Annotated in this window: 27 protein-coding genes; all 27 read right to left on the bottom strand. The window is 39.3% G+C overall.

Features of this window, described 5'->3' with window-relative positions:
• Nucleotides 1–27: 27 nt before the first annotated feature.
• Nucleotides 28–426, bottom strand: coding sequence for a 30S ribosomal protein S8 (gene rpsH / locus AC1DCY_RS06850; RefSeq protein WP_008181717.1), 399 nt, complete (start codon nt 424–426; stop codon nt 28–30).
• 29 nt (nt 427–455) lie between these two features.
• Complete coding sequence (locus AC1DCY_RS06845) at nt 456–641, bottom strand: type Z 30S ribosomal protein S14 (protein WP_004233656.1); 186 nt, start codon at nt 639–641, stop codon at nt 456–458.
• A gap of 22 nt (nt 642–663) precedes the next feature.
• Entirely contained in the window at nt 664–1,203 is a 540-nt protein-coding gene (gene rplE / locus AC1DCY_RS06840; RefSeq protein ID WP_008181719.1) for a 50S ribosomal protein L5, read from the bottom strand.
• A gap of 27 nt (nt 1,204–1,230) precedes the next feature.
• Nucleotides 1,231–1,539: a 50S ribosomal protein L24 gene (rplX, locus tag AC1DCY_RS06835; RefSeq protein ID WP_053596063.1), complete on the bottom strand. Its 309-nt coding sequence runs from the start codon at nt 1,537–1,539 to the stop codon at nt 1,231–1,233.
• 35 nt (nt 1,540–1,574) lie between these two features.
• Nucleotides 1,575–1,943, bottom strand: coding sequence for a 50S ribosomal protein L14 (rplN, locus tag AC1DCY_RS06830; protein ID WP_004233650.1), 369 nt, complete (start codon nt 1,941–1,943; stop codon nt 1,575–1,577).
• 43 nt (nt 1,944–1,986) lie between these two features.
• Nucleotides 1,987–2,250: a 30S ribosomal protein S17 gene (rpsQ, locus tag AC1DCY_RS06825; protein ID WP_053482810.1), complete on the bottom strand. Its 264-nt coding sequence runs from the start codon at nt 2,248–2,250 to the stop codon at nt 1,987–1,989.
• 18 nt (nt 2,251–2,268) lie between these two features.
• Nucleotides 2,269–2,469 carry a 50S ribosomal protein L29 gene (gene rpmC / locus AC1DCY_RS06820; protein ID WP_049662852.1) on the bottom strand — a complete coding sequence of 67 codons (201 nt, stop codon included), beginning with the start codon at nt 2,467–2,469 and terminating at the stop codon, nt 2,269–2,271.
• Nucleotides 2,459–2,893: a 50S ribosomal protein L16 gene (gene rplP, locus AC1DCY_RS06815; RefSeq protein WP_010860599.1), complete on the bottom strand. Its 435-nt coding sequence runs from the start codon at nt 2,891–2,893 to the stop codon at nt 2,459–2,461. The genes rpmC and rplP overlap by 11 nt, the downstream gene beginning before the upstream one ends.
• A 1-nt stretch (nt 2,894) precedes the next feature.
• Nucleotides 2,895–3,548: a 30S ribosomal protein S3 gene (gene rpsC, locus AC1DCY_RS06810; protein WP_049662850.1), complete on the bottom strand. Its 654-nt coding sequence runs from the start codon at nt 3,546–3,548 to the stop codon at nt 2,895–2,897.
• Between the two features lie 3 nt (nt 3,549–3,551).
• Entirely contained in the window at nt 3,552–3,896 is a 345-nt protein-coding gene (rplV, locus tag AC1DCY_RS06805) for a 50S ribosomal protein L22 (RefSeq protein WP_004233639.1), read from the bottom strand.
• Nucleotides 3,897–3,918: 22 nt separating this feature from the next.
• Nucleotides 3,919–4,197 (bottom strand): 30S ribosomal protein S19, encoded by a 279-nt coding sequence (gene rpsS, locus AC1DCY_RS06800; protein ID WP_049662848.1) that lies wholly within the window; start codon nt 4,195–4,197, stop codon nt 3,919–3,921.
• Nucleotides 4,198–4,257: 60 nt separating this feature from the next.
• Nucleotides 4,258–5,088, bottom strand: coding sequence for a 50S ribosomal protein L2 (rplB, locus tag AC1DCY_RS06795; RefSeq protein WP_477348631.1), 831 nt, complete (start codon nt 5,086–5,088; stop codon nt 4,258–4,260).
• A gap of 47 nt (nt 5,089–5,135) precedes the next feature.
• On the bottom strand, nt 5,136–5,420 hold the full coding sequence (gene rplW / locus AC1DCY_RS06790; RefSeq protein ID WP_053482811.1) for a 50S ribosomal protein L23: 285 nt from the start codon (nt 5,418–5,420) through the stop codon (nt 5,136–5,138).
• Nucleotides 5,420–6,043 carry a 50S ribosomal protein L4 gene (gene rplD, locus AC1DCY_RS06785; RefSeq protein ID WP_477348629.1) on the bottom strand — a complete coding sequence of 208 codons (624 nt, stop codon included), beginning with the start codon at nt 6,041–6,043 and terminating at the stop codon, nt 5,420–5,422. The genes rplW and rplD overlap by 1 nt, the downstream gene beginning before the upstream one ends.
• A 26-nt stretch (nt 6,044–6,069) precedes the next feature.
• The gene (gene rplC / locus AC1DCY_RS06780; protein ID WP_286925569.1) at nt 6,070–6,699 is read right to left on the bottom strand and encodes a 50S ribosomal protein L3; all 630 of its coding nucleotides are present in this window, start codon (nt 6,697–6,699) and stop codon (nt 6,070–6,072) included.
• A 45-nt stretch (nt 6,700–6,744) separates the two neighbouring features.
• A complete protein-coding gene (gene rpsJ / locus AC1DCY_RS06775) occupies nt 6,745–7,053 on the bottom strand; it encodes a 30S ribosomal protein S10 (RefSeq protein WP_004233624.1) in 309 nt (102 codons plus the stop codon).
• Nucleotides 7,054–7,423: 370 nt separating this feature from the next.
• Nucleotides 7,424–8,740, bottom strand: coding sequence for a Na+/H+ antiporter family protein (locus AC1DCY_RS06770; RefSeq protein ID WP_477348626.1), 1,317 nt, complete (start codon nt 8,738–8,740; stop codon nt 7,424–7,426).
• A 164-nt stretch (nt 8,741–8,904) separates the two neighbouring features.
• Entirely contained in the window at nt 8,905–10,863 is a 1,959-nt protein-coding gene (locus tag AC1DCY_RS06765) for an FtsX-like permease family protein (RefSeq protein WP_477348624.1), read from the bottom strand.
• Nucleotides 10,853–11,614 (bottom strand): ABC transporter ATP-binding protein, encoded by a 762-nt coding sequence (locus tag AC1DCY_RS06760; RefSeq protein WP_477348622.1) that lies wholly within the window; start codon nt 11,612–11,614, stop codon nt 10,853–10,855. Before AC1DCY_RS06760 ends, AC1DCY_RS06765 begins: the two co-directional genes overlap by 11 nt.
• A gap of 96 nt (nt 11,615–11,710) precedes the next feature.
• Nucleotides 11,711–12,727: a sensor histidine kinase gene (locus AC1DCY_RS06755; RefSeq protein WP_477348620.1), complete on the bottom strand. Its 1,017-nt coding sequence runs from the start codon at nt 12,725–12,727 to the stop codon at nt 11,711–11,713.
• A 6-nt stretch (nt 12,728–12,733) separates the two neighbouring features.
• Nucleotides 12,734–13,417 carry a response regulator gene (locus AC1DCY_RS06750; protein WP_477348666.1) on the bottom strand — a complete coding sequence of 228 codons (684 nt, stop codon included), beginning with the start codon at nt 13,415–13,417 and terminating at the stop codon, nt 12,734–12,736.
• 538 nt (nt 13,418–13,955) lie between these two features.
• Entirely contained in the window at nt 13,956–15,143 is a 1,188-nt protein-coding gene (tuf, locus tag AC1DCY_RS06745) for an elongation factor Tu (protein ID WP_142509903.1), read from the bottom strand.
• 139 nt (nt 15,144–15,282) lie between these two features.
• A complete protein-coding gene (fusA, locus tag AC1DCY_RS06740) occupies nt 15,283–17,361 on the bottom strand; it encodes an elongation factor G (protein ID WP_477348618.1) in 2,079 nt (692 codons plus the stop codon).
• Between the two features lie 42 nt (nt 17,362–17,403).
• Nucleotides 17,404–17,874 carry a 30S ribosomal protein S7 gene (gene rpsG, locus AC1DCY_RS06735; protein ID WP_100542814.1) on the bottom strand — a complete coding sequence of 157 codons (471 nt, stop codon included), beginning with the start codon at nt 17,872–17,874 and terminating at the stop codon, nt 17,404–17,406.
• Between the two features lie 148 nt (nt 17,875–18,022).
• Nucleotides 18,023–18,442 carry a 30S ribosomal protein S12 gene (rpsL, locus tag AC1DCY_RS06730; protein WP_010860613.1) on the bottom strand — a complete coding sequence of 140 codons (420 nt, stop codon included), beginning with the start codon at nt 18,440–18,442 and terminating at the stop codon, nt 18,023–18,025.
• A gap of 98 nt (nt 18,443–18,540) precedes the next feature.
• Nucleotides 18,541–18,789 carry a ribosomal L7Ae/L30e/S12e/Gadd45 family protein gene (locus AC1DCY_RS06725; RefSeq protein ID WP_142509905.1) on the bottom strand — a complete coding sequence of 83 codons (249 nt, stop codon included), beginning with the start codon at nt 18,787–18,789 and terminating at the stop codon, nt 18,541–18,543.
• 138 nt (nt 18,790–18,927) lie between these two features.
• Nucleotides 18,928–22,614, bottom strand: coding sequence for a DNA-directed RNA polymerase subunit beta' (gene rpoC, locus AC1DCY_RS06720; protein ID WP_477348614.1), 3,687 nt, complete (start codon nt 22,612–22,614; stop codon nt 18,928–18,930).
• Nucleotides 22,615–22,932: the final 318 nt, after the last annotated feature.

The following is a 22,932-nucleotide window of genomic DNA, read 5'->3' as shown; positions in this document are numbered from 1 at the left end:
GTTGCACCTCCATTCATTTATTGCTAATTACCAAACGTATGCTAGAACTTCGCCGCCAACTTGTTTAGCGCGAGCTTCTTTATCTGTTAATAAACCTTGTGAAGTTGACACTAAAGCGATACCAAGACCGTTCAGTACTTTAGGCACTTCATTTGTTTTTGCATATACTCGTAGACCAGGTTTAGAAATACGTTTTAAACCAGTGATAACGCGCTCGTTATCTTTACCGTATTTTAAGAAGATACGGATGATACCTTGTTTGTTGTCTTCCACGTATTCTACGTCACGTACGAAACCTTCACGCTTTAAAATTTCAGCGATTTCTTTTTTCACGTTGGAAGCTGGTACTTCTAACTTCTCGTGACGAACCATGTTCGCATTACGAATGCGAGTAAGCATATCTGCAATCGGATCAGTCATTGTCATTACATTTACCTCCTTCCCAAATTAGGGGATTACCAGCTGGCTTTTTTCACGCCAGGAATTTGTCCCTTATATGCAAGTTCTCGGAAACAAATACGGCAAAGTTTGAATTTGCGATATACAGAGTGTGGACGACCACAGCGTTCACAACGTGTATATTCTTGCACTTTAAACTTTTGCTTACGTTGTTGTTTAACGATCATAGATTTTTTAGCCACGTTTTCGCCCTCCTTGTTTAAATTACTTTTGGAACGGCATACCGAATTGTGTCAATAACTCGCGAGCTTCTTCATCAGAATTCGCTGTCGTTACGATCACGATGTCCATACCGCGTACTTTTGAAACTTTATCGTAATCGATTTCTGGGAAAATTAGTTGCTCTTTAACACCTAAAGTGTAGTTACCGCGACCATCGAATGCTTTTTTAGAAACACCACGGAAGTCACGTACACGAGGTAGTGAAATTGAGATTAATTTGTCCAAGAATTCATACATACGCTCACCGCGTAATGTAACTTTAGCACCGATAGGCATACCTTCACGTAGACGGAAACCTGCGATCGATTTTTTCGCTTTAGTTACTACTGGTTTTTGACCAGTGATAATTGTTAATTCTTCTACAGCTGCATCTAATGCTTTTGAGTTTTGAACTGCGTCACCAACACCCATGTTGATAACGATTTTGTCAACTTTCGGCAATTGCATAACTGATTTATATCCAAACTTGCTCATAAGAGCAGGAGAAACTTCATTTAAATATTTTTCTTTTAGGCGGCTCATTTGTGTACCTCCCTTCTTTTATAGAAATTAGTCGATTACTGCACCTGATTTTTTTGCAACACGAACTTTTTTACCGTTTTCGATTTTATAACCTACACGAGTCGGCTCGCCAGATTTAGGATCGATTAGCATTACGTTCGAAACGTGAATTGCAGCCTCTTGGCTTACAATTCCACCTTGTGGATTCAATTGGTTAGGTTTTACGTGTTTTTTCACGATGTTCACACCTTCAACAAGAACGCGATCTTGTTTAGGGTAAGAAGCAAGAATAACGCCTTCTTTGCCTTTATCCTTACCAGTGATAACCTTAACCTTGTCACCTTTTTTTACATGCATGCTGTCGCACCTCCTTGATTGGCACTATCATGAAATTAAAGAACTTCTGGAGCTAGAGAAACGATTTTCATGAAGTTGCTGTCACGTAATTCACGTGCAACAGGTCCGAAAATACGAGTTCCGCGTGGTGATTTATCATCACGAATAATTACACAAGCATTTTCATCAAATTTGATGTACGTACCATCTTTACGACGTACGCCTGATTTAGTACGAACGATAACAGCTTTAACAACGTCACCCTTCTTAACAACGCCACCTGGTGTTGCTTTCTTAACTGTACAAACAACGATATCACCGATGTTAGCAGTTTTACGGCCAGAGCCACCAAGGACTTTAATTGTAAGAACTTCACGTGCACCTGAGTTGTCAGCAACTTTCATACGACTTTCTTGTTGGATCACTTAGGTTACCTCCCTTCGGAAATTGGTTGTTCCGAAATAGTTATTAAATAATAACCGCTTTTTCTACAACTTCAACTAGACGGAAACGTTTAGTTGCTGATAGCGGGCGAGTTTCCATGATACGTACGATATCACCGATTTTCGCTGTGTTTAACTCATCATGAGCCTTAAACTTTTTAGAGTATTTTACACGTTTACCATAAAGCTTGTGCTTTTTGTGAGTTTCAACTAAAACAGAAATAGTTTTGTCCATTTTATCTGAAACAACGCGGCCCGTGTAAACTTTGCGTTGATTACGCTCAGTCATACTTGAAAACCTCCTTTATCAGTTATTTGCACTGATTTCTCTTTCACGAATAACAGTTTTCATACGCGCGATTGCTTTACGCACTTCACGAATACGAGCTGTGTTTTCTAATTGACCAGTCGCCAATTGGAAGCGAAGGTTGAAAAGCTCTTCTTTCAGTGATTTCACTTTTAACTCTAATTCAGAAGTGGCAAGGTCACGGATTTCATTAGCTTTCATTAGATTCACCACCAGTTTCTTGACGTTTTACGATCTTACATTTAACAGGAAGCTTATGTGATGCTAAACGAAGTGCTTCACGTGCGATCTCTTCAGATACACCAGCGATTTCGAACATTACTTTTCCTGGTTTTACTACTGCTACCCAACCTTCAGGAGAACCTTTACCAGAACCCATGCGGACTTCTAGAGGTTTTTTAGTGTAAGGTTTATGCGGGAAGATTTTAATCCAAACTTTACCGCCACGTTTCATGTAACGAGTCATCGCGATACGTGCAGATTCGATTTGACGGTTAGTAATCCAGCTAGCTGTTTGAGCTTGTAAGCCCCATTCGCCGAAAGATACTTCTTTACCGCCTTTCGCTTCGCCACGCATGTTTCCGCGGTGTTCACGACGGTATTTTACGCGTTTAGGCAATAACATATCATTTGCCTCCTTCCACAGATTTCTTCGTAGGAAGAACTTCACCACGGTAGATCCATACTTTAACGCCTAATTTACCGTAAGTAGTGTCAGCTTCTGCGTGTGCATAGTCGATGTCAGCACGTAGAGTATGAAGTGGAACAGTTCCTTCACTATAGTGTTCAGCACGCGCGATATCAGCGCCACCTAAACGACCAGATACTTGTGTTTTAATTCCTTTTGCACCAGCACGAATTGTGCGTTGGATCGCTTGCTTTTGCGCACGACGGAATGATACACGGTTTTCTAATTGACGAGCGATATTTTCAGCTACTAGACGAGCGTCAAGATCAGCACGTTTGATTTCGATAATGTTGATGTGTACACGTTTACCAGTTAAATCGCTAAGGTATTTACGAAGATTCTCAACTTCAGAACCACCTTTACCGATTACCATACCTGGCTTCGCAGTGTGAATTGTAATGTTTACACGGTTTGCAGCGCGTTCGATTTCAACTTTAGAAACAGAAGCGTCTTTAAGAGCCGTTTCAATATATTTACGCACTTTGATGTCTTCGTGAAGTAGAGTTGCATAGTCTTTTTCAGCGTACCATTTTGACTCCCAGTCACGAATAATACCAACGCGCAGTCCTATTGGATGTACTTTTTGACCCACGGATTAACCCTCCTTCTTCTCAGATACCACTAGTGTAATGTGGCTTGTGCGTTTGTTAATTGCGCTTGCACGTCCTTGTGCACGTGGACGGAAACGTTTTAATGTTGGACCTTCATCAACGAAAACTTCAGAAACTACTAAAGAGTTGATGTCAAGATCGTAGTTGTGTTCAGCGTTAGCAACTGCAGATTTTAATACTTTTTCAACGACTGGAGACGCCGCTTTTGGAGTATGACGTAAAATTGCAACTGCCTCACCAACTTGCTTACCTCGAATTAAGTCTACAACTAGACGGACTTTACGAGGAGCAATGCGAACAGTACGAGCGATAGCTTTAGCTTGTGTCATTAGGATTTACCCCCTCTCAAAATTAGCGTCTTGTTTTCTTGTCGTCTGCACCGTGACCTTTGTAAGCACGTGTTGGTGCGAATTCACCAAGTTTGTGGCCTACCATGTCTTCTGTTACGTATACAGGAACGTGTTTACGTCCATCATAAACAGCAATCGTTAAACCGATAAAAGTAGGGAAAATTGTAGAACGGCGAGACCAAGTTTTAATAACTTGTTTCTTCTCAGAAGCCTCTTGTGCTTCCACTTTTTTCATTAAGTGGTCATCAACAAAAGGTCCTTTTTTCAAGCTGCGACCCATGTAGGAACCTCCCTCCGTGATTCCACCACGGCTCTCACATAGAACCGTAGTTTAACCACATTATTTTTTACGACTACGGATGATGAATTTATCCGTTTTGTTTTTCTTCTTGCGAGTTTTGTAACCAAGTGCTGGTTTACCCCAAGGAGTCATTGGTGATTTACGTCCGATTGGAGAACGTCCTTCACCACCGCCGTGTGGGTGATCGTTAGGGTTCATTACAGAACCACGAACTGTTGGGCGTTTACCTAACCAACGGCTACGACCTGCTTTACCGATGTGTACTAGTTCGTGTTGTTCGTTACCAACTTGACCGATTGTAGCGCGGCAAGTAGCTAACACTAAACGTACTTCACCAGATTGTAGACGAACGATTACGTACTTGTCTTCACGACCAAGTACTTGAGCAGAAGTACCTGCAGAACGTACTAATTGTCCACCTTTACCAGGTTTTAACTCGATGTTATGGATTGTAGTACCCATTGGAATGTTTGCTAATGGTAATGCGTTACCTACTTTAATATCAGCATCTGGACCAGATACGATTGTTTGACCAACCTCTAGACCTTTTGGTGCTAAGATGTAAGCTTTTGCTCCATCAGCGTAGTTGATTAATGCGATATTCGCAGAACGGTTTGGATCATATTCAATAGTAGCAACTTTAGCCGGAATGCCATCTTTTACACGTTTGAAATCGATAACACGGTATTGCTTCTTATGTCCACCGCCATGATGACGAACAGTGATTTTACCTTGGTTGTTACGACCAGCTTTGCGTTTAGTTGGTTCAAGCAATGATTTCTCAGGCTTGTTAGTTGTAATTTCCGCAAAGTCTAAAGACGTCATATTACGACGACCATTAGAGGTAGGTTTATACTTTTTAATCGCCATTGTGTTTCCCTCCTTCTTGATTGTTCAAATCATAAATCCATAAAGGATTACATTTCGAATAATTCGATTTCTTTGCTATCAGCAGTTAATTTAACGATCGCTTTACGACGTTTGTTAGTGTAACCACCGTAACGGCCTACGCGTTTGAATTTACCTTTGTAGTTAAGAACGTTTACTTTCTCAACTGTTACACCAAAGATTTCTTCTACAGCGTCTTTTACTTGAGTTTTGTTAGCGCGAGTGTCTACTTCGAAAGTATACTTTTTCTCTGCCATAAGTTCTGAAGAACGCTCAGTAATGACCGGACGTTTTAAAATATCACGTGCTTCCATTATCCAAGCACCTCCTCAACTTTTTCTACTGCAGATTTTGTGAATACAACTTTTTCATGACCTAATAGATCAAGAACGTTGATTCCATTTGCAGTTAAAACTGTTACACCAGGGATGTTACGAGCAGATAATGCTACGTTTTCATCTAGGTCAGCAGTTACGAATAAAGATTTTTTCTCTAAAGAAAGATCTTTAAGGATTCTTGTGAATTCTTTTGTTTTTGGTGCTGCTAGTGTAAGAGCATCAAGAACTAAGAAGTTTTGTTCTACTACTTTAGCTGATAAAGCTGATTTAAGAGCTAAGCGACGAACTTTTTTCGGTAATTTATAAGAGTAGCTACGTGGAGTTGGACCGAATACGATACCACCACCGCGCCATTGTGGAGAACGGATAGAACCTTGACGAGCACGACCAGTTCCTTTTTGACGCCATGGTTTACGACCACCACCAGCAACTTCAGAACGATTTTTAACCTTGTGATTACCTTGACGAAGAGAAGCGCGTTGTGCTACTACAGCGTCGAATAAAACTGCTTCATTTGGCTCGATTCCAAAAATCGCATCGTTTAATTCGATTTCACCAACTGAAGCACCTGTTTGACTAAGTACAGATACTTTTGTCATTCCTGTTTCCTCCTTTCCTTAGGTGATTACTTAGCTTTAATTGCAGTTTTAACTGTAACTAGAGCTTTTTTAGAACCAGGAACATTACCTTTAACAAGTAGTAAGTTACGTTCCGCATCAACTTTCACGATTTCTAAGTTTTGGATTGTAACTACTGTGCCACCCATTTGACCAGGTAATTTCTTTTGTTTGAATACGCGGTTCGGAGCAACTGGACCCATTGAACCAGGACGACGGTGGTAACGAGAACCGTGGGCCATAGGACCACGAGATTGACCGTGGCGTTTAATTACACCTTGGAAACCTTTACCTTTAGTAACACCTGTTACATCAATTACATCGCCTTCTGCGAAAATTTCTACTTTGACTTCTTGACCAACTTCGTATTCTCCAACGTTTACGTTGCGGAATTCACGGATGAAGCGCTTAGGAGCAGTGTTCGCTTTTGCTACGTGACCTTGTTCTGGTTTGTTAGAAAGCTTAACACGCTTGTCTTCGAAACCAACTTGGATAGCTTCGTAGCCGTCTGTTTCAACAGTTTTCTTTTGAAGAACTACGTTTGGAGTAGCTTCGATAACTGTTACCGGGATTAAATCGCCGTTTTCAGCGAAAACTTGTGTCATACCAATTTTTCTACCTAAGATTCCTTTAGCCATTTGTCACACCTCCTGTAAGTTTTAAAAAAGTTATATTTTTTACCATTAAAGTTTGATTTCGATATCAACGCCAGATGGTAAATCAAGTTTCATTAACGCATCAACAGTTTGTGGTGTTGGGTTAACGATATCGATCAGACGTTTATGCGTACGCATTTCGAATTGTTCACGAGAATCTTTGTACTTGTGAACAGCACGAAGAATTGTGTACACAGACTTCTCAGTTGGAAGTGGAATCGGACCTGATACACTTGCACCTGAACGTTTTGCAGTTTCCACAATTTTTTCAGCAGACTGATCTAAAATACGGTGATCATACGCTTTTAAACGAATACGAATCTTTTGTTTTGCCATTATTTTCCCTCCTTCTCGCCTATTTTCTAGACATTCTCCACGAAAATTATCCTACACACCGCCATGGCAAAGCGGCCGGGTGTGTCGGCAACCTCTCGTTTCATCGCAGTCAAAGACCAACATTCAACATTATACACAATAAAAAAAGAATAAGCAAGTCTTTTCGCTAAATTCTTTTAAATGTTGTAGATATTCTTACTACTAATATTTCTCGCTTATCTAAGCCGATTACTAGTATATAAAATTACAATGCACTTTGCAACACTTAAGGTTGTTATATCAACGTTTTCGGACATTTCTAACAATTAAGTGATGCCAATATGTAAAAAAAAGCAGTCTCTAATATTTAGAAACCGCTCTTACTATTACTTTATAAGAAGAACACACATGCAATCCAGCCAAATATAATAAGTGGAATGTTTATAAAAATAAACGTTGGCACACATGTATCCCAAATGTGATTATGCTGTCCATCTACATTTAAACCCGCAGTTGGTCCAAGAGTAGAATCTGAAGCAGGAGAGCCTGCATCACCTAAAGCGCCTGCTGTACCTATTAGACAAATAATCGCTAAAGGACTCATTCCTAACCCTTGTGCAAGAGGAACAAATAAAGTCGCGATGATAGGTACAGTCGCAAAGGAAGATCCGATTCCCATCGTCACAATTAAACCAACGACTAACATAATTAATATAGCTAGACTCGTATTTCCTTGAAGAATGTCTATTGAACCATTAATTAAGCTATCTATATGACCTGTGGCGTTAATAACAGATGCAAAGCCATTTGCTGCAATCATAACGAAACCAATAAAGGCCATCATCTTCATTCCCTCAGAAAGAATCTCATCTGCTTCTTTCCATTTAAGTGCACCAGTGAAATACATAATCATAATGCCTGCAAAAGCGCCTACAATCATCGAATCAGTATAAATTTGTGCACAAAGAGAGACAATTAAAGCCGCAGTCGTAGAAAAAATCACGTACTTACTGACATTAACATTTAAAGACTCTGTCTCTACATCATTATTTTGATATTGTCGAGGTTTCCGGTAAACGAAAAAGGCTACACATAATCCAATTAGCATCCCTAGAACGGGTATAGCCATCGCTACTGGTACATCACGTGAAGATGCCTCCATACCTGCCTTAGTTACTTGCGTAGAAACGATATCTTGGAATATAGCTCCGAAGCCAGCCGGAACGAAACTATATGTACCTATTAAACCAACCGCAATTAATGTTGCGATAATTCGTCGGTCAACCTCAAGCATATTTAAAACCTTTAAGATTGGAGGTATCAATAATGGGATAAAGGCTATATGAATTGGAATTAAGTTTTGTGAGAAAATAGACATCATAAAAATCAGTAAGAAGATTAAAACCTTTACTAAACCTTTTCGATTACTTGTACCGTTTTTATTTAATATCTTTAAAATCCCTGCAATCATTAATTCAGGAATTCCCGTTTTTGAAATAGCTATGGCGAAACCACCAAGCAATCCATAACTTAAAGCAATCGTTGCGCCTGCTCCTAGGCCATCTGTAAATGATTTTACAGTTGCTTCAATACCCATGCCGCTTGTTAGACCTCCCGCAAAGGCCCCCAACACAAGAGAAAGAACAACATTGATACGGAGCAAGCTTAATATTAACATGACAGCTACTGCCACAATTACTGCGTTCATTTCGACACTTCACTTTCATACACTAGATTACTAATACATTAAACTTTAATCGTCTAATAATTGAAAGTCAAGATATTTTTATACCCCTATAATAATCTTCCTAATTTAAACGACAAAAAACAGTATGATCTTAAATAATCATACTGCTTTTAGATTTCTTCCTATTATAATGATTCACGGATAACTTTTTTATAATAGCCGACGGAAAGTATAGCGAAGATAGCGTATAACGCTATATAGCAGCTCATAGCAATCCATAATGGTGTAGTTAACTCTGAGCCGAATAAAAACCAGCCTGACTTTACAGCAAAGTAACTATGGAGCAGCCCTATTATTAATGGAACACCAAAATTAAAGGCTTGCTTCATATAAATACCTTTCATAATATCTTTTTCAGCGAAGCCAATCTTTCTTAATATCGTATAAGAACCTCGCTCCTCTTCTGCCTCAGACATTTGCTTAAAGTATAAAATACTGCCTGTTGTCATTAAAAATGCTAATCCTAAAAATGCTGCGGTAAATATCGTTATTCCTAATGATTCAATATTCCCCTTACGCTCTTCTTCATAGGATTGTATAAAATTTTCGCCATTTGTTTGCTTATATAATTTCTCTGCTAGAGCTAAATCACTTTTATTCTTTAGATTTATAGTAGTTTGATTTTGCCACATATCAGATACATCATGAGCATCTAACTTTTCAAACAGTGCATCTGGAACTACAAAAATTGGCCCCCCAGGCCCAGAAGTCACAGTACCACTTATAATACTTTCATGTCGAACTTCTTTAACATGAAGCGTTTCTTCCTTAGCCCCCTCTGGACCTCCTGGTGTGACAACTACATCACGATCCTTTTCAAGTGGAAACATCTCTGCCATATAACCACCATAGTTTGTTAATATAACATCATTATCCGAAACGGAAGCTTCAGGAACTAATTGTTGATAATTTGAAAGTGGAATTGTATAAATGATTCCATCTAAACCAAAAAGGGGATTATCCTCATTTTGTTGACTTTCAGATAATAATTGTGTAAACGAAGCTGAAACACTCTGTAATCGGTAATCTCTTTTATCAAAAGCAATATTATTTTCTTCTAGCTTCTTTAAAAATTCCTGGCCCTTATCTTCAAGTAAAACATAATCACCAGGCACCCAGCTATACGCCGATGATTCTGATGAATAATACGATATATAGGCTAAAGTTGTAATACCAAGTGAAACGCCTGTTAAAACCGTTATAAGTGTTAATGATTTCGCATTACCTTTCATACGATGCATAATTGGTGTTAGCGCTAATACATCACGGACAGTTAAATGTCCATTTTTCTTAAGACGAATTGAATTCATAATAAATGCTACAGAGAAACGGAAAACAAGGAACGTTCCGCCAATGGTAGTTGCTAAAATAATCATCATATTAAGAGTTAAATTGCCCTGAGAGTTAATATCGAAGAGCTTCGTTGATGCATAGTAGCCATATGCAATTAGTACAAGCCCCAAAAAACCAATGACCATTTGTAATGGGCTGAAACGCTTTACGCGCTCATCTGCTTGCTTGGAAGCACTGAATAATGATAGTAATGATACGCGGTAAATCATCCAAGCCATTTGCACAAGTACAATGATTAGTAAAATGGCAAATACTACGATAGACTGCTGCATTGCCTCTGTACTAAATGTCATCGTCACAAGTGCCTCTTTTTCGAGTACCCGCAGTAATATCATTGCAAATAAGCGCGAACTAAAGAACCCTGCAAGCATCCCTAAAACGATTGCTCCTACAAACAAGAGGATACTTTCTACCGCTAATAAGCGTACGATGAGCCCCTTTGTCATCCCTATTAGCTGATACAAGCCTATTTCCTTACTGCGACGCTTCATAAATAGATGGTTGGCATATAGGACGAAAAACAAGACAATAAAGTACAGCATATATGTTGCCGCAGCAAATCCCGCTTTGGCCGTACCGCTCTTGTCTACTGTAGCCAACACTTCAGCATTATTTTGCAATGTCACAAAAGAAAAATATAAAGTAACACTAAAAATAAGTGCGAAAAAATATAAATAATAATGCTTCATATTTTTCTTCATACTGCGTAGTACGAGTTTACTAAGACTCATAGCCGTCACCGCCTAGCACACTTTGCGTATGCATGATTTCTTGGAAAAATGCCTGTCTCGTTTTATCCCCTTTATATAGCTCACTATAAATAAGTCCGTCCTTCAAAAATAAAACACGGGTACAAAAACTCGCTGCTACCGCATCATGCGTAACCATCATAATCGTTGCTTTTTTTGACTCATTAATACTTTGTAGATTTTTTAAAAGTGCAGTGGCTGATTTTGAATCAAGTGCACCTGTAGGTTCATCAGCGAAAACAAGCGATGGATTTGTAATCAGTGCACGAGCTGCTGATGTACGTTGCTTTTGACCACCTGATATTTCATTTGGGTATTTATTTAAAATCTCTGTAATACCTAATAAGTGTGTAAGCTCTTTTACACGACTCTCTGCAACAGCCTTTGGTAGCCTACCAATAGCTAATGGTAGTAGAATATTTTCTTTTACCGTTAGCGTATCTAACAAATTATAATCTTGGAATATGAATCCTAATTGTTCGCGACGGAAATTAGCTAACGCCTTCTCCTTCATACCACGTAAGTTTTGACCATTTATTTCAATAACACCTTCTGTTGCAAAGTCAATTGAACACAAAACATTTAAAAGAGTTGTCTTCCCAGATCCTGAAGGTCCCATAATGCCAACGAATTCACCTTGATTAACTTCTAAATCAATGCCCTTTAAAACCTCTTGGGCTGTTGATTTTTTTCCATAGACTTTTTTTACTTTACGACCAATTAAAACTGCCACTTAAAAACGCCCCTTTCTATAGTTCAAGTGTACCCTGCCTTCTTCGCTAATTCGTGTGTTTTACATGACAATATAAAAAGGTAGGTGACAATTTCGTCATCTACCTGTTAGTTTGACATATTCATTTTGCAATGGAAAACGTAACGTAAATATCGAGCCTTCACCCACACTGGATTGAACAGTTATACGAACGCCGATTTTCTGCGCCACATTATGCGCTAAGTATAAGCCCATACCTGTTGATTGTGCAGACTCTCTGCCGGCTGTCCCAGTATACGATTTATAAAAAATTCGAGGTAAATCCTCCTTATGAATGCCAATACCCGCATCTTTTATATGTAGTAGTGTCGCTCCAGTTGTATCTATTTCCGTAAAAATCAATACCTCTAAATTTGCAGGACTATATTTAATGGCATTGGACAGAATTTGTCGGATTATAAAGGCTAGCCATTTACCATCTGTCATCACTGTCTCTGTTAACGCTTCAACATCGAAACCGATACCTTTTTCAATACACCATGCCTGCATAGCTCTTATTTCCTTATAAACCACAGTACTTAGCTCGATCTCCGTCATATAATTATCTTTTTCAATAGAAGCTAAACGTGTTTGATGTAGCTGCTGATCAACTAATAAATGTAGTCTTAACCACTCAGTCTCTAATTTACGACGTAGTGTCAAATCTTCTACGTGATCCAGCATTAAATTAATTGAAGTTAAAGGTGCCTTTACTTCATGAACCCACGCTAGGAGTTCATCCGAATATTCTTGCAGCTGTACCTTTGCTTGATTTAACTCTGTGTTCTTGTCATAAAATACATCTTCAATTTTCGTAAGGTATGCCGTTTGAAACGGTGATAACGCCAAACTTTTGCTATGCACATCATCGAGTTGACTCTCCACATTTCCCAGGAAATCCTTTAGCTGCCTTACTTCTACTATATATCGCCAAATAAGAAAAATCATAAAACTAATAACCATGCTAACATTCATATACCAAATAGATATTCCCTCTAAACCAGCATCTAGAGAAAATAGAACATTGATAATAACGATGATAAAAACGAAAAAGCCTATCCAAGCGAGGCGTTCTCTTAAAAATAAAATTAGCATTGTCACTCACGTCCCTTGTGTTACAGCCATATAACCAAGTCCCTTTTTAGTTAAAATCGCTTCTTGTAAACCTATATCCTCAAGCTTAGTACGTAATCGATTAACATTTACCGACAATGTATTATCATTAACAAAGCGCTCATCATCCCATAGCCTTCTCATTAAATCATCTCTAGAAACTATTTGGTCAGCTTTCTCCACTAAAATGCGTAAAATAAAGAGTTCATTTTTAGTTAGCGAAGCAAGGTTACCCTCATACATAATTTCACTGCGTGCATAGTCAATAACTGCACCATTAAACCGTGTGACATCCATAGATTCTTCTATATAATCATATGTACGACGTAAAATGGCTTGTACCTTTGCAAGTAATACCTCCATATGAAAAGGCTTTTGTACAAAGTCATCTGCCCCCATTTGCATTGCCATTACCATATCCATTGGATGGTCTCGTGAAGATAGAAAGAGAATTGGCACCTTTGAGATATGACGTATTTCGCGACACCAATGAAAACCATCATAGGCTGGAAGCTGAATGTCAATCAATACAAGCTGTGGCTTTTGTTCAATAAAATCATCCATTACCTTTTGAAAGTCTTTAGGACCTACAACTTGGAGTGACCATTGTGCAAAACGTGTCTGAATCATTTCGAAAATTGATGGATCATCTTCAATCAACAATATTTTCATCTCCATTTGCAAATTCTCCTTTCATGAAATGTTTATATGTATTAAATAGGCTAATCGTCATAACGTGTGGTTGATTTCAGTTCCGACTGGGCGCTTTCCTGGGGGCGTCCGAAGAGCCGCTGATCCCCGAGGAGTTGCCCAACCTCCACTCCAACCAACTTATATATAATACGTTTTTAACAAATATTATCCTAACTTTTTAAAGATGAATTAATAAACGGTTAATAGTAATTAAAAGGGGTGCGATTCTATACTCTACATGCTACACTGCCTTTTAATTTCAACTTCTTTAAGCAGTTGTCCAAACATCCGTTGAAAGAAGTTAAAACTTCCCGCGGATGTCTCTGGTACTAGCTTTCACCTCTAGCGGTTTCGTAAAAAATCGATATTTCTGCTTTTTGGTATTTCACCCATTATGTATACATTAAATAATCTAATTCAACTAAGATTACCAAATATTCTTTACATATTTTAACACAAAAAAACCAATCTGTAAGCGTCCCTACAGATTGGTTTGGAAAATTAGCTTGCGCTAAAATTATTTTTGGATAGAAGCAACTACGCCAGCGCCTACAGTACGGCCACCCTCACGGATAGAGAATTTAGTACCTTCTTCAAGAGCGATTGGAGCGATAAGTTCTACTGTCATTTCGATGTTATCGCCAGGCATTACCATTTCAACGCCTTCTGGTAAGTTACAGATACCTGTTACGTCAGTTGTACGGAAGTAGAACTGAGGACGGTAGTTAGAGAAGAATGGAGTATGACGGCCACCCTCTTCTTTTGATAAAACATAAACTTCAGCTTTGAAGTTAGTGTGTGGAGTAATTGAGCCTGGTTTAGCTAATACTTGACCACGTTGGATTTCTTCACGAGCTACACCACGAAGTAAAGCACCGATGTTGTCACCAGCTTCAGCGTAGTCTAATAATTTACGGAACATTTCTACACCAGTTACAGTTGTAGATTTAGCTTCTTCAGTGATACCGATGATTTCGATAACGTCACCAACTTTAACTTGACCACGTTCAACACGGCCAGTTGCAACTGTACCACGACCAGTGATAGAGAATACGTCCTCTACTGGCATCATGAATGGTTTGTCAGTTTGACGTTCTGGAGTTGGGATGTAAGAATCTACAGCGTCCATTAATTCAATGATTTTTTCTTCCCATTCTGCTTCACCTTCAAGAGCTTTAAGAGCAGAACCTTTGATTACAGGAAGATCGTCGCCTGGGAAGTCATATTCAGAAAGTAGGTCACGGATTTCCATTTCTACTAATTCTAATAATTCTTCGTCGTCAACCATATCACATTTGTTCATGAATACTACTAAGTATGGAACACCTACTTGACGAGATAAAAGGATGTGTTCACGAGTTTGTGGCATTGGGCCGTCAGCAGCAGATACTACTAAGATACCGCCGTCCATTTGTGCAGCACCAGTGATCATGTTTTTAACATAGTCAGCGTGTCCTGGGCAGTCAACGTGTGCATAGTGACGAGTATCAGTTTCGTATTCTACGTGAGAAGTATTGATCGTGATACCACGTTCTTTTTCTTCTGGAGCGTTATCGATATCAGCGTATGATTTAGCTTCTCCACCCATTTTTTTAGAAAGAACTGTTGCGATAGCAGCAGTTAAAGTTGTTTTACCATGGTCAACGTGTCCGATTGTACCAATGTTAGCATGCGTTTTTGAACGGTCGAATTTTTCTTTAGCCATTAGAGATTGCCTCCTCAAAATTATATGTTTATATTTTTTTAAAATTTATAGAATGATTGCTGATGGCGAACGGGCCCATCCACCATCCCACAATCATAGCTTACAAATTAGTTATACTTTATGCAAGATGAAAATTCAATTATTCACCTTTATTTTTTTTAACGATTTCAGCAGCGATTGATTTTGGTACTTCTTCATAATGATCGAATGTCATTGAGAATACACCACGTCCTTGCGTTGCTGAACGAAGAGTCGTTGCATAACCAAACATTTCCGATAAAGGAACCATTGCGCGAACAACTTGAGAGTTACCGCGAGCTTCCATACCCTCAACGCGTCCGCGACGAGAAGTAATGTTACCCATGATATCACCAAGGTATTCTTCTGGAATTACAACTTCTACTTTCATCATTGGTTCTAAAATAACTGCGTCACATTGTTTAGCAGCTTCTTTAAGAGCCATAGATGCAGCAATTTTGAACGCCATCTCATTTGAGTCAACGTCATGGTAAGAACCGAATACTAATTTCGCTTTAATGTCGATTAGTGGGTAACCAGCTACTACACCGCGGTCAAGAGAGTCACGAAGACCAGCTTCTACTGCAGGAATGTATTCACGAGGTACTACACCACCAACGATAGCGTTTTCGAATTCAAAGCCTTTACCTTCTTCATTTGGAGAGAACTCAATCGTTACGTCTCCGTATTGTCCACGACCACCAGATTGGCGAGTGAATTTACCTTGAACTTTTGCAGAGCTACGGAATGTTTCACGGTAAGATACCATTGGAGCACCTACGTTAGCTTCTACTTTAAATTCACGGCGCATACGGTCAACTAAGATATCAAGGTGAAGCTCACCCATACCTGAGATGATTGTTTGTCCAGTTTCTGTGTCAGTGTGAGCACGGAAAGTTGGATCCTCTTCTTGAAGTTTTTGTAAAGCTTGACCCATTTTATCTTGGTCAGCTTTTGACTTTGGTTCTACAGAAAGAGAAATTACTGGCTCAGGGAACTCCATTGATTCAAGAATAACTAGGTTTTTCTCGTCACATAGAGTATCACCAGTAGTAGTATCTTTAAGACCTACTGCTGCTGCGATGTCCCCAGCAAATACTTTAGAAATCTCTTCACGAGAGTTTGCGTGCATTTGTAGGATACGACCTACACGTTCACGTTTACCTTTAGAAGAGTTTTGTACGTATGAACCTGATTCTAAAGTTCCAGAATACACACGGAAGAAAGTTAATTTACCTACGAATGGGTCAGTCATAACTTTGAATGCAAGAGCTGAGAATGGCTCTTCATCTGAAGAATGACGTTCTAATTCCTCGTCACCATCAATATCAGTACCTTTGATTGCTGGTACATCTAATGGAGATGGTAAGTAATCAACTACTGCATTTAACATTGGGCGTACGCCTTTGTGTTTGAATGCTGTACCACAGATTACTGGGTAAAATTCTACTGCGATCGTAGCACGACGGATAGCCGCTTTAAGTTCAGCAACAGAAATTTCTTCGCCTTCTAAATATTTTTCCATGATTTCTTCATCAACACTTGCAACAGCATCGATTAATTTTTCACGGTATTCTTCAGCTTGTGCGCGGTGTTCTTCAGGAATTTCACCTTCAGTTACTGCAGTACCTTTTTCGTCGCCGTAGAAAGTAGCTTTCATTTCAACTAAGTCAATGATTGCTGAGAACTGATCTTCAGCTCCGATAGGTAATTGGATAGGGTGAGCGTTAGCTTGTAAACGCTCGTGTAGAGTTCCTACAGAATATAAGAAATCTGCACCTGTTTTATCCATTTTGTTAATGAACACGATACGTGGAACGCCATAAGTTGTAGCTTGACGCCATACTGTTTCAGTTTGAGGTTCAACACCAGATTGAGCATCAAGAACTGTTACAGCACCATCAAGTACGCGTAGTGAACGTTCAACTTCTACAGTGAAGTCTACGTGTCCAGGAGTATCGATGATGTTTACACGGTTGCCGTTCCATTGAGCTGTTGTCGCAGCAGAAGTGATTGTGATACCACGTTCTTGCTCTTGTTCCATCCAGTCCATTTGAGAAGCGCCTTCGTGAGTTTCACCGATTTTGTGAATCTTACCTGTGTAATAAAGGATACGCTCAGTAGTTGTTGTTTTACCAGCATCAATGTGAGCCATGATCCCAATATTACGAGTATTCTCTAGAGAGAATTCGCGTTTCATAAGGTATTTCTCCTTCCATATTGGGCTTATGCGATGTTTAGATTACCAACGGTAGTGAGCGAATGCTTTGTTCGCTTCTGCCATTTTGTGCATATCTTCACGTTTTTTAACTGATGCACCAGTGTTGTTAGAAGCATCTAGGATTTCGTTAGCTAAACGCTCTTCCATAGTTTTTTCACCACGAAGACGAGCGTAGTTAACTAGGTAACGAAGACCTAAAGTTGTACGACGTTCTGGACGTACTTCTACTGGCACTTGGTAGTTAGAACCACCAACACGGCGAGCGCGTACTTCAAGAACTGGCATTACGTTATTTAGAGCGGCTTCGAATACTTCAATTGGATTTTCACCAGAACGTTCTTTAACTAAATCGAACGCACCGTATAAAATCTTTTGAGAAGTACCTCTTTTACCATCAACCATCATTTTATTAATTAAACGAGTTACTAGTTTTGAACTATAAATTGGATCTGGTAACACGTCACGTTTGGAAACAGGACCTTTACGAGGCATGTGTTTTCCTCCTTTCGAATAGTTATCGATTTATTTTATAAAAATTGTCTTGTTATATTTGCCGCAAAAAATTCCAATCTGCTAGCAAGATTAGAAATTTGCGACAACTACTTAAGCTCATTATTAAGCAATGCTCAATAATGTTAAATTATTTTTTTTCTTTAGGGCGTTTTGTTCCGTATTTAGAACGTGATTGTAAACGACCGTTTACACCAGCTGTATCAAGAGCTCCACGTACGATATGGTAACGAACACCCGCTAAGTCTTTTACGCGTCCGCCACGGATAAGAACAACACTGTGCTCTTGTAAGTTGTGGCCTTCACCTGGGATATAAGCTGTAACCTCAATTTGGTTAGTTAAACGTACACGAGCGTATTTACGTAACGCTGAGTTTGGTTTACGAGGTGTCATTGTACCTACACGAGTACAAACACCGCGTTTTTGTGGAGATTTAACATCAGTTAAAGATTTTTTAAATGAGTTATATCCTTTGTTTAACGCTGGTGATTTTGATTTCGTGATTTTAGATTGACGAGGCTTACGTACTAATTGGTTAATTGTAGGCATCGGTATTTCCTCCCTTCATTTATTCCTTTTTAATACCACACATCCAGGTGGTTCATTTTTTGGGTAAAAACAAAGTCTTTGTGTTTAATACACAAAAACTACTCTACAGTGATCGCAACTACTGCAGCTCCAACGTGGATTCCACAGGCCTTGCCCAGTTCCTTTTTGGACTCAACAAGAATAACTGGTATACCGATTTCTCTCGCGAAAGATATGGCCGAATCGGTTACCCAATTGTCTGCATCAAGTGCCACAAAAAGTTCTTTCACTGAACCAGCTTGCATTGCTTTTACTGCTTGCTTTGTACCTATGATTGTTTGACTATCCCTTACTCTATCATAAGACATTTTCATATCCTCCGAAGTACAGACAGTTAACTATCAACCTTCAATATATTATCATTACCAATTTCGACTGTCAACTAATATCTTTAAAAAGCCCGAAGAGATGCTTAAAATACATCTCTTCGGCACATATTTTAATGATTATTCAGCAGAAATTAGGTTTTCTGTGTCAAGCTCATCTTTTTCAATACGGATTTGACGGTAACGTTGCATACCAGTACCTGCAGGAACAAGTTTACCGATAATTACGTTTTCCTTCAGACCAAGAAGTTCATCACGTTTTCCTTTAATAGCAGCATCCGTTAACACACGAGTTGTTTCTTGGAATGATGCAGCGGATAAGAATGATTCTGTTTCAAGAGACGCTTTTGTAATACCTAGGATAACAGGACGACAAGTTGCAGGGTTTTTGCCATTTAGCACAGCATCTACATTTGCTTCTGAGAATTGGTGAATATCTAGTAATGAGCCTGGTAATAATTCTGTATCACCAGCTTCGATTACACGAACTTTACGAAGCATTTGGCGAACCATTACCTCGATATGTTTGTCTCCAATTTCTACCCCTTGCATACGGTATACTTTTTGTACTTCTTTTAACAGGTATTCTTGAACTGTTGAAACGTCTTTAACTTTTAATAATTGTTTTGGATCAATAGAACCTTCTGTTAATACTTGACCGCGCTCTACAAAGTCGCCTTCTTGTACTTTTAGACGAGCATTGTAAGGTGCTGCGTATTTACGTGTTTCTACTTCACCTTCAATTGTAATCTCTTTTAGACCTTCACGGATTTCAGTGATGTCTGAAACAGTACCCGCGATATCAGAAATAACTGATTGACCTTTAGGATTACGTGCTTCAAAAATCTCTTGGATACGTGGAAGACCTTGCGTAATATCATCCCCGGCAACCCCACCTGTATGGAATGTACGCATTGTTAATTGTGTACCTGGTTCACCGATTGATTGAGCCGCAATAATACCAACTGCTTCTCCAACTTCAACCTCTTCACCTGTTGCTAAGTTCATGCCGTAACATTTTTTACATACACCATGTTTTGTATTACATGTGAATGCTGAACGGATTGTTACTTCCTCGATACCAATCTCGATAATCGCACGAGCGATATCTTGATCGATCAAGCCATCTTTTTCTAAGATAACTTCACCTGTTTCTGGATGCATGATTGTTTTCTTCGTATGACGACCGATAATACGTTCATCTAACGCTTCAATTAACTCTGTGCCTTCCATTAACGCACCGATTGTTAAACCGCGGTCAGTTCCACAGTCATCCTCACGAACGATAACATCTTGTGCTACGTCAACAAGACGACGTGTTAAGTAACCTGAATCGGCAGTTTTTAGGGCTGTATCGGCAAGACCTTTACGAGCACCGTGAGTTGAGATGAAGTACTCTAATACCGTTAAACCTTCACGGAATGAAGATTTAATTGGAAGTTCGATGATACGACCAGCCGGGTTGGCCATCAGACCACGCATACCAGCTAACTGTGTAAAGTTAGATGCGTTACCACGGGCACCTGAGTCAGACATCATAAAGATTGGGTTTGTTTTCTCAAGCGACTTCATCAGCTTCGATTGAATTTCATCTTTCGCAGCACTCCAGCTTGAGATAACGCGATCATAACGCTCATCTTCCGTGATGAAACCACGACGGAATTGCGCTTGAACTTTATCTACTTTTTCTTGAGCTACCGCTAAAATTTCGCCTTTGTCTGGTAATACGACGATGTCAGATACACCTACAGTGATACCAGCGCGTGTTGAATATTTGAATCCTAGGTTTTTCATGCGGTCAAGCATTTTAGATGTTTCAGTAATGTGGAAACGTTTAAATACTTCAGCAATAATATTACCTAAGAATTTTTTACGGAATGGGTTTACAACTGGTACTGATGCAAAGTGTTTGCGCAGTACAGCTGTGCGTTGTGCTTCAACTTTACCTTTTTCATCAAGCCCATTATAAGTAGCATCTGCTTCAAGCTCTTTTAACGTTTCTTCATCAATTGTTAAGTTAACAAAGTATTTGTCTGGTGTTTCTTGCTCTAAGTTGAAATCAGTTGGCTCGTTAATGTATGGGAATGATTTCGGCAAGATTTCGTTAAAGATTACTTTACCAACAGTCGTTAATAGGAACATATTATTTTGTTCCTCAGTAAATGTTGGGTTATTTAACGAACTTGCTTTAATCGCAATACGAGTATGCAAATGAACATGACCTGTATCATATGCAATTAATACTTCGTTTGGTCCATAGAAAATTGTTCCTTCGCCGCGAGCTGTTTCACGCTCAAGTGTTAAGTAGTAGTTACCTAATACCATATCTTGAGATGGTGTTACAACTGGTTTACCATCTTTCGGGTTCAGGATATTTTGTGCAGCAAGCATTAGAAGACGAGCTTCTGCTTGTGCTTCTGCTGATAATGGTACGTGAACCGCCATTTGGTCACCATCGAAGTCAGCGTTATAAGCTGTACATACTAATGGGTGAAGACGAATAGCACGACCCTCAACTAGTGTTGGTTCAAACGCTTGAATACCAAGACGGTGAAGCGTAGGTGCACGGTTTAGTAATACTGGATGCTCACGAATTACATCTTCTAAAACGTCCCATACATCGTTGTTTAAACGCTCGATTTTACGTTTAGCAGATTTAATATTATGAGCAAGACCACGTTCTACTAACTCTTTCATTACGAAAGGCTTAAATAGCTCAATTGCCATTTCTTTTGGTAGACCGCATTGATACATTTTTAAGTTTGGACCTACTACGATAACCGAACGACCAGAGTAGTCAACACGTTTACCAAGTAAGTTTTGACGGAAACGACCTTGTTTACCTTTCAGCATATGTGAAAGTGATTTTAATGGACGGTTACCAGGACCTGTTACAGGACGACCACGACGACCGTTATCGATTAATGCATCAACAGCTTCTTGTAACATACGTTTTTCGTTTTGTACGATGATACTTGGAGCACCAAGGTCTAGTAAACGTTTTAAACGGTTATTACGGTTGATTACACGACGATATAAATCATTTAAGTCAGAAGTTGCAAAACGACCACCATCTAATTGCACCATCGGACGAAGCTCTGGTGGAATAACCGGTAGTACATCTAAAATCATCCATTCAGGAGAGTTACCTGAGTTACGGAATGATTCAACAACTTCAAGACGTTTAATTGCACGTGTACGACGTTGACCTTGTGCTGATTTCAACTCTTCCTTTAAAGAATGAGTTTCATCTTCAAGATCAATTTTGCCTAGCAATTTCTTAATTGCTTCCGCACCCATAGATGCTTCGAATGTGTTGCCGAATTTTTCACGATATGCACGGTACTCTTTTTCAGAAAGCAGTTGCTTACTTTCTAAGTTTGTAGCACCTGGCTCGATTACAACGTAAGAAGCAAAGTAAATTACTTCTTCTAGTGCACGTGGGGACATATCTAAAATAAGTCCCATACGGCTAGGAATACCTTTGAAGTACCAGATATGAGATACTGGTGCTGCTAATTCGATGTGACCCATACGTTCACGACGAACTTTAGCGCGTGTTACTTCAACTCCACAACGATCACAAACTACGCCTTTATAGCGTACACGTTTATATTTACCACAATGACACTCCCAGTCCTTAGTTGGACCAAAAATACGCTCACAGAATAAACCATCTTTTTCTGGTTTTAAAGTACGATAGTTGATTGTTTCAGGTTTTTTGACTTCACCGTATGACCAAGAACGAATCTTGTCAGGAGAAGCTAAACCGATTTTCATATATTCAAATTCATTAACGTCTATCAAGGAGCCTACCTCCCTCTAGTATAGGTCTTTTATAAAGACTCTTTTACGCAGCTCGATAATCGTTTTGCAAGAATCATGTCTCTTTGGCAAAAGATTAAAAATAGAATGATTTAATCAATTATGCCTCGGCATAATTGTGTCTGGAATCGGCTTTGTGTTTGCACAAAGAATTCCTTTCCGATTCCGTGACATCCGCCGGAGGCTTTCACTTCTTTCAGTAGGTGTTTGGACACCCGCTGAAAGAAGTTAAAAGAAAAAGCCGGACAGGGCGTTAAATCCTGCCCGACTAATTTGAAAAATAACTTTGACCGTGTTCAC

Source organism: Lysinibacillus sp. 10T31 (assembly GCF_056394365.1).
The sequence above is the reverse complement of the archived record's forward strand: the minus strand, read 5'-3'. Positions and strand labels throughout refer to the sequence as shown.

Excerpts from the sequence above, each read along its gene's own strand:
- rpsH (WP_008181717.1), bottom strand. The coding sequence starts at position 426 with ATGACAATGACTGATCCGATTGCAGATATGCTTACTCGCATTCGTAAT.
- rplE (WP_008181719.1), bottom strand. The coding sequence starts at position 1,203 with ATGAGCCGCCTAAAAGAAAAATATTTAAATGAAGTTTCTCCTGCTCTT.
- rplX (WP_053596063.1), bottom strand. The coding sequence starts at position 1,539 with ATGCATGTAAAAAAAGGTGACAAGGTTAAGGTTATCACTGGTAAGGAT.
- rpsQ (WP_053482810.1), bottom strand. The coding sequence starts at position 2,250 with ATGACTGAGCGTAATCAACGCAAAGTTTACACGGGCCGCGTTGTTTCA.
- rpmC (WP_049662852.1), bottom strand. The coding sequence starts at position 2,469 with ATGAAAGCTAATGAAATCCGTGACCTTGCCACTTCTGAATTAGAGTTA.
- rplP (WP_010860599.1), bottom strand. The coding sequence starts at position 2,893 with ATGTTATTGCCTAAACGCGTAAAATACCGTCGTGAACACCGCGGAAAC.
- rplV (WP_004233639.1), bottom strand. The coding sequence starts at position 3,896 with ATGACACAAGCTAAAGCTATCGCTCGTACTGTTCGCATTGCTCCTCGT.
- rpsS (WP_049662848.1), bottom strand. The coding sequence starts at position 4,197 with ATGGGTCGCAGCTTGAAAAAAGGACCTTTTGTTGATGACCACTTAATG.
- rplB (WP_477348631.1), bottom strand. The coding sequence starts at position 5,088 with ATGGCGATTAAAAAGTATAAACCTACCTCTAATGGTCGTCGTAATATG.
- rplW (WP_053482811.1), bottom strand. The coding sequence starts at position 5,420 with ATGGAAGCACGTGATATTTTAAAACGTCCGGTCATTACTGAGCGTTCT.
- rplD (WP_477348629.1), bottom strand. The coding sequence starts at position 6,043 with ATGACAAAAGTATCTGTACTTAGTCAAACAGGTGCTTCAGTTGGTGAA.
- rplC (WP_286925569.1), bottom strand. The coding sequence starts at position 6,699 with ATGGCTAAAGGAATCTTAGGTAGAAAAATTGGTATGACACAAGTTTTC.
- rpsJ (WP_004233624.1), bottom strand. The coding sequence starts at position 7,053 with ATGGCAAAACAAAAGATTCGTATTCGTTTAAAAGCGTATGATCACCGT.
- AC1DCY_RS06770 (WP_477348626.1), bottom strand. The coding sequence starts at position 8,740 with ATGAACGCAGTAATTGTGGCAGTAGCTGTCATGTTAATATTAAGCTTG.
- AC1DCY_RS06765 (WP_477348624.1), bottom strand. The coding sequence starts at position 10,863 with ATGAGTCTTAGTAAACTCGTACTACGCAGTATGAAGAAAAATATGAAG.
- AC1DCY_RS06755 (WP_477348620.1), bottom strand. The coding sequence starts at position 12,727 with ATGCTAATTTTATTTTTAAGAGAACGCCTCGCTTGGATAGGCTTTTTC.
- AC1DCY_RS06750 (WP_477348666.1), bottom strand. The coding sequence starts at position 13,417 with ATGAAAATATTGTTGATTGAAGATGATCCATCAATTTTCGAAATGATT.
- tuf (WP_142509903.1), bottom strand. The coding sequence starts at position 15,143 with ATGGCTAAAGAAAAATTCGACCGTTCAAAAACGCATGCTAACATTGGT.
- fusA (WP_477348618.1), bottom strand. The coding sequence starts at position 17,361 with ATGAAACGCGAATTCTCTCTAGAGAATACTCGTAATATTGGGATCATG.
- rpsG (WP_100542814.1), bottom strand. The coding sequence starts at position 17,874 with ATGCCTCGTAAAGGTCCTGTTTCCAAACGTGACGTGTTACCAGATCCA.
- rpsL (WP_010860613.1), bottom strand. The coding sequence starts at position 18,442 with ATGCCTACAATTAACCAATTAGTACGTAAGCCTCGTCAATCTAAAATC.
- AC1DCY_RS06725 (WP_142509905.1), bottom strand. The coding sequence starts at position 18,789 with ATGTCTTATGATAGAGTAAGGGATAGTCAAACAATCATAGGTACAAAG.